This is a genomic window from Hydrogenophaga sp. (assembly GCF_051007235.1).
Taxonomy (GTDB): Bacteria; Pseudomonadota; Gammaproteobacteria; order Burkholderiales; family Burkholderiaceae_C; genus Hydrogenophaga.
In genome coordinates this window covers 1-1,976 of sequence record NZ_JBPCSJ010000557.1, presented here as the reverse complement: position 1 = coordinate 1,976, position 1,976 = coordinate 1, and the positions used below count along the sequence as shown (strand labels likewise).

Genomic DNA, 1,976 nt, shown 5'->3' with positions numbered 1-1,976 from the left:
GCATCAGGCGACCTTCGTCAAACTGGACGTTGCTCATGCGAACATCTCCTTGAGTTTGTCGATGGCACCCTTGGTGACGATCACTTTCTTGTAGTGCACCAGCGACAGCGGATCGGCGTAGCGCGGCTCGACGACGAGCACGTTCGACAGGTTGCGCGAGGCCAGGTACAGGTTCTCGTCCACTTCGTCCGCGATCACGAGGACGGAGTCGAGGTTCATGGCCTTGAAGCGCGCCGCCAGTTGCTTGGTCTTGGGCGAATCCACCTTGATGGAGTCGACCACGGCCAGGCGGCCTTCACGGGCCAGCTGCGAGAAGATGGAGGCCATGCCGGCGCGGTACATCTTCTTGTTGAGCTTCTGGGTGAAGTTCTCGTCAGGGCTGTTCGGGAAGATACGACCGCCCCCGCGCCACAGCGGGGAAGACGTCATACCAGCACGGGCGTTGCCGGTGCCTTTTTGCTTGAACGGCTTCTTGGTCGAGTGCTTGACCATCTGGCGGTCTTTTTGCGCACGCGTACCTTGACGAGCGTTGGCCTGGTAAGCCACCACGAGCTGGTGGATCAGGGCTTCGTTGTAGTCACGACCAAACACGGTCTCGGGCACGTCCACGTTGGACGCGGCCTGACCCTGGTCGTTCAGGAGTTCAACTTGCATCAGTTAGCTCCTTTGGCTTTGACGGCGGGACGCACGGTCAGGAAACCGCCGTTCGAGCCGGGCACAGCGCCACGGATCATCAGCAGCTGACGGGCTTCGTCCACGCGGAAGATGTCCAGGTTCTGGATGGTCTTGGTTTGATCGCCCATGTGGCCGGTCATTTTCTTGCCCGGGAACACGCGACCCGGATCCTGGGCCATGGAGATCGAGCCCGGCACGTTGTGCGAACGGCTGTTACCGTGCGACGCGCGCTGCGAGCTGAAGTTGTGGCGCTTGATCGTGCCGGCAAAGCCTTTACCGATCGAAGTGCCTTGCACGTCGACCTTCTGGCCGGCGGCAAAGATGGCGTTGGCGGCCACGGTTGCGCCCGGCTGGTACTGGGCAGCGACGTCGGCAGCGACGCGGAATTCCTGGATGATTTCACCCGCTTCGACACCGGCCTTGGCCAGGTGGCCGGCAACGGCCTTGGTGACGCGGGAGGCACGGCGGGCACCGAAGGTGACCTGCAGCGCATCGTAGCCATCGTTGGCTTGGGTTTTGACTTGTGTCACACGGTTGTTCGACACGTCGACCACCGTGACGGGCACTGCGTCCCCGTCATCGGTGAACAGACGCATCATGCCCACCTTGCGACCCAACAACCCGAGGGAGTTGCTAAGACTCATTGTTTTCTCCGTTCCCGACTTCAATTGGCCGGGGCTGATGTTTAGGCCGACGCATCCGAAGATTTGCCAGACCGAAATGCGACCTCTCCTGCGCAAGCAGGACCGGCCAACAAAAATTCCAGGCCGAAGCCTGAAAAGCCCGCCAGTATAACCAGCGGGCATTTTTTGTGCAAGCCCTGCCGAAACAGGGCCTGCGCTGCGCGCACTTACTGCAGCTTGATCTCGACGTCCACGCCGGCCGGCAGGTCCAGCTTCATCAGGGCGTCAACCGTCTTGTCGGTCGGGTCGACGATGTCCATCAGGCGCTGGTGGGTGCGGATTTCCAGCTGGTCGCGCGAGGTCTTGTTGACGTGCGGCGAACGCAGGATGTCGAAGCGCTTCATGCGGGTCGGCAGGGGCACGGGGCCCTTGACGATGGCGCCGGTGCGCTTGGCGGTTTCCACGATTTCAGCAGCGGACGTGTCGATCAGCTTGTAATCGAAGGCCTTCAGGCGGATACGGATTTTTTGCTTGGTAGACATGCGTTTTCTCCGTTTGCGCTCAGGCGATGATCTTGGCAACGACGCCGGCGCCGACGGTACGACCGCCTTCACGGATGGCGAAGCGCAGGCCTTCTTCCATGGCGATCGGGGCGATCAGCTTGACGGTGATCGACAC

The 1,976-nt window shown here is 61.3% G+C and carries 3 protein-coding genes and 1 pseudogene; all 4 read right to left on the bottom strand.

The window, feature by feature from the left end:
• Positions 1-33: 33 nt before the first annotated feature.
• Entirely contained in the window at positions 34-654 is a 621-nt protein-coding gene (gene rplD, locus ACR2JA_RS19740) for a 50S ribosomal protein L4 (protein ID WP_434010762.1), read from the bottom strand.
• Complete coding sequence (gene rplC / locus ACR2JA_RS19735) at positions 654-1,319, bottom strand: 50S ribosomal protein L3 (RefSeq protein ID WP_434010761.1); 666 nt, start codon at positions 1,317-1,319, stop codon at positions 654-656. Before rplC ends, rplD begins: the two co-directional genes overlap by 1 nt.
• 206 nt (positions 1,320-1,525) lie before the next feature.
• A complete protein-coding gene (rpsJ, locus tag ACR2JA_RS19730) occupies positions 1,526-1,840 on the bottom strand; it encodes a 30S ribosomal protein S10 (protein WP_310567148.1) in 315 nt (104 codons plus the stop codon).
• A 19-nt stretch (positions 1,841-1,859) separates the two neighbouring features.
• A pseudogene (locus ACR2JA_RS19725) lies at positions 1,860-1,976 on the bottom strand (elongation factor Tu); the annotation flags it as partial.